At 73.2% G+C, this 3811-nt stretch carries 3 protein-coding genes and 1 pseudogene; 2 read left to right on the plus strand and 2 right to left on the minus strand.

The window, feature by feature from the left end; genetic code table 11:
* Both U9R90_RS34145 and U9R90_RS34150 read right to left on the minus strand, forming a co-directional pair.
* Positions 1 to 944: sugar phosphate nucleotidyltransferase (locus U9R90_RS34145; RefSeq protein ID WP_411061196.1), on the minus strand; the 944-nt coding region annotated here is incomplete at its 3' end.
* Between the two features lie 112 nt (positions 945 to 1056).
* A complete protein-coding gene (locus U9R90_RS34150) occupies positions 1057 to 2475 on the minus strand; it encodes a peptidoglycan recognition protein (protein WP_411061198.1) in 1419 nt (472 codons plus the stop codon).
* A gap of 127 nt (positions 2476 to 2602) precedes the next feature.
* Between U9R90_RS34150 and U9R90_RS34155 the strand changes: the two genes are divergently transcribed.
* Both U9R90_RS34155 and U9R90_RS34160 read left to right on the plus strand, forming a co-directional pair.
* Positions 2603 to 3355, plus strand: a complete 753-nt coding sequence (locus tag U9R90_RS34155; protein WP_411061200.1) for a TIGR03089 family protein — start codon at positions 2603 to 2605, stop codon at positions 3353 to 3355.
* A 275-nt stretch (positions 3356 to 3630) separates the two neighbouring features.
* Positions 3631 to 3811 (plus strand): annotated as a pseudogene (locus tag U9R90_RS34160) (two-component sensor histidine kinase); the annotation flags it as partial.

Below are 3811 nucleotides of genomic sequence, written 5' to 3' on the forward strand. Positions count from 1 at the left end.
CGCGCCCCCGCCCCGATCAGCGAGTCCGTGACGACGGCGCCCGGTTCCACCACGGCGCCGTCCAGGACCGTACTGCCCACGACACGTGCCCCCGAGCCGACCACCGCGGCCGCACCGACCACCGTCCCCCCGGTGAGCTTGGCGTCGGGCGCGACGGACGCGGAAGGCAGCACCAGCCGGTCCCCGCGACGGCCCGGCACCGCGGGGGACGGCGCGCGCCCGAGCACCAGGTCGGCCGAGCCCCGGACGAACGCCTGCGGGGTGCCCAGGTCCAGCCAGTACGTGGAGTCGACCATGCCCTGGAGATGGGCCCCCGAGGACAGCAGTTCGGGGAAGGTCTCGCGTTCCACCGAGACCGGGCGCCCGACGGGAATGGTGTCGATGACCGAGCGCCGAAAGACGTACGCGCCCGCGTTGATCTGGTCGGTCACGATCTCCGCCGCCGTCTGCGGCTTCTCCAGGAAGGCCGTCACCCGGCCCGACGGGTCGGTGGGGACCAGCCCGTACGCCCTGGGGTCCTCGACCCGCGTGAGGTGCAGCGAGACATCCGCGCCCGAGGTCTCGTGGGTGGCGACCAGGGCGGGGATGTCCAGGCCGGTCAGGATGTCACCGTTGAAGATCAACACAGCGGCGTCCGGATCCGGGCAGCGGAGATGCGACGCCGCGTTGCGGATCGCGCCACCCGTACCCAGCGGCTCCCGTTCGGTGACGTACTCCAGGTGCAGGCCCATCGACGACCCGTCGCCGAAATACGGCTCGAAGACCTCGGCCAGATAGGAGGTGGCGAGGACGATGTGCTCGACACCCGCGGCCCTGGCGCGCGCCAGCTGATGGGTCAGGAACGGCACACCCGCCGCCGGAACCATGGGCTTGGGGGTGTGGACCGTGAGCGGGCGGAGGCGGGTGCCCTTTCCGCCGACCAGGAGGATCGCTTCCGGCGCCATGTTCGGCGAATGTGCAGCCAATGCGGTCTCTGCTTCCTGCCGGGGCCCGAGAGTGCGGCCGAGTGAGGGTGTTCCCCGGCCGCACCGCCCCGCGGGCCCGGTGGCCCGGAGGTCACCTGCCCTGGAGTCGGGCCGAGGTGCTCCGAGCCGTGCCGAGCTTGCCGTAGAGCCGGCGCCCCGGGCATTCGGTGGCGAAGCCGTCGCGGTGACCGGAGATCACGTTGAGGCGGACATTCTTCCCCTTCTTGTGGAGATTGCTACCCCCGGACGTGAGATAGGTCTTGCCTTTCGGGTTCCGCCCGTAGAGGCCGAGCTTCCACGCGGTGAGCTTGGCGACCGCGTTCACGGCGGACGCGGAGGGCTTCTTGCTGGTGAAGGTGCCGAGGACGGCGATGCCGGTGCTGTTGCGGTTGAACCCGAGGGTGTGCGCGCCCATGACGGGCTTCGTCACGCCCCCGGCCCGGCCTTCGTAGATGTTTCCGCACTTGTCGACGGCGAAGTTGTAGCCGAAGTCCCGCCAGCCGCTGCTCACGACGTGGTAGCGGTAGATGGCGCGCAGCACCGAAGGCGCCTGGGCGCAGGTGTAGTTGTTGCCGGTGGCGCTGTGGTGGACGAAGGCCGCCTTGACGGTCCTGGTGTAGAGGAAGCTGCGCTCGCGGAGCCGCTCGTTGGCGCCCCAGCCCTTGCGGGTGATGATGCGCGGGCGCGGTCCGATGTACGGCTTCTGGGCGACCTCGCCGCGGGCGTCGGCCAGGTCGGCCTCGGTCTGCTTCTTGGTGCGTTCGGGAATGACCGAGGCGCCGAGCGGGGCGAGTTGGGCGTTGACGGCGGAGCTGGCGGCGGTCTCGGCGGTCAGGACACCGGCGGTGTCGGCCGGGGCGCCCTGGGCCTGCGGGTCGTCGGCGAGGGCGTTCTCGGGCACCGTACCGGCGCCCGGGTCCACGAGTTCGAGGCGCAGCCCGTCGGGAAGCCGTGCGGCGTGGCCCGCCGGATGGCCCGCCGCGCGATCGGACTCCCCCACCGACTCGCCCACCGCGTCCTCGGCCCGTACCCGGACCTCGACGCCGTCGGAGTCACCCACCCAGAGCGGGGCCGTGGCACCGCGCCGCTCGCCCGCATCGCGCTCGGCGCTGCCCGGGTCGGCGGCATGCTCGCTGTTGTGCGTCTCGACGTCCTGCCAGTCGGACCAGGTGGTGGTGTCGGCGGCACGGGTACGGACCTGGACCCGGCCGTGGAGTTCGGCGTCCGCGTCGTCCCAGACGACGCCGACCAGCGAGAACGGCCGTACGTCGCGTGGCGCGATGCCCTGGTGGCGCGCGGCGCCGCCGCCCAGGGCACGGTCCGTGCCGAGCGGTCCGAGCCGCAGTGACTGGGTGGCGCCGGCGACGGCGTCATCGACGCCTGCGGAGATTTCGGAGACGGGGGCGGCGCCCCGGGCCGCCGCCGCCTGGGCTCCCGCCGGAAGAGCGAGCGGCAGACAGAGGGCGGCGGCGCAGGTGACACCGATCGAGGAAGCAAGGAATCCACGCATGGCGTCGATCGTGCGGGCAACCAGTCGGCTTCGCACATCGGGGAATTGACGGTGCGCCGGTTCCACGCGCGCGTGGCGCTCCGCCACCCGCACGCACCCGGCCACTGCCGCCGCGTACGCTGGCCGCGTGAACGCGACCGACCGCACCCCCGCCGACCTGCTGCGATCCGCGCTCGCCGCGGACCCCGGGCGCCCCCTGGTGACCTTCTACGACGACGCGACGGGCGAGCGCGTCGAATTGTCCGTGGCCACCTTCGCCAATTGGGTGGCCAAGACCGCCAATCTGCTCCAGGGCGACCTCGCCGCGGAGCCCGGCGACCGGCTCGCGCTGCTGCTGCCCGCGCACTGGCAGACGGCGGTGTGGCTGCTCGCCTGCTCGTCGGTGGGCGTGCTCGCCGACGTCGGCGGCGACCCGGCCGACGCAGACCTGGTCGTCAGCGGCCCCGACACCCTGGAATCGGCCCGCGCCTGCTCCGGTGAGCGGGTGGCGCTCGCGCTGCGCCCGCTGGGCGGCCGCTTCCCGCAGCCGCCGTCCGGTTTCCTCGACTACGCGGTCGAAGTACCGGGCCAGGGCGACCGCTTCGCCCCGTACGCGCCCGTCGACCCCGGCGCACCGGCGCTGGCCGTCGGCGGTACGGAACTGACGGGGACCGAGCTGGTCGCACGAGCCGTCGCCGACGCGCGGGACCTGGGTCTGGCGTCGGGGGCGCGGCTGCTGTCCTCGCGGCCGTACGACACCTGGGACGGGCTGTCGGCCGGGCTGTACGCGCCGCTCGCGACGGGCGGGTCCGTGGTGCTGTGCCGCAACCTCGACCAGCTGGGTGCGGGCGGTCTGGAGAAGCGGGTGGAGAGCGAGCGGGTCGACGTGGGCGTGCACTGAGACGTGACCGCGCGCTGATCGGTCCATCAGACGTGACCGTGCGCTGATCGGTCCCCCGGAGGGGAAAGTCCACCCGTCCGGCGCACGGGGAGCCGGGTCCGCAGGCCCGTACCGCGCGCGGGCCGCATTGTCGGTAGCAGTACGCCGTACTACCCAGGTTCGCCCGGCGATGTCCACACCGACTTGCCTGGCTGACCTGCTTGTCCGGCTGGGGGGTCCGGGGGTCATCCCCCGGGAAACGCAGTACGCCGCCGATGCCAGGAGTGGACGCCGACGTGACCGACACCGCAGGCACGCCCGCCGAACCGGAGGAACCGGCCGACGACGCGCCTGAGTCGGCCACACCCGCGGCCGAGGCTCCCGGTGACGCACCCGAACCAGAACCCAAGCCCGCACCCGACCCGGTGCCCGAGCCAGACCCCAATCCGGCACCCGACCCCGCGCCCGCCCGCCCGC

The sequence above is a fragment of the Streptomyces sp. E11-3 genome, assembly GCF_046540415.1.
In the GTDB taxonomy this organism is placed as follows: domain Bacteria; phylum Actinomycetota; class Actinomycetes; order Streptomycetales; family Streptomycetaceae; genus Streptomyces.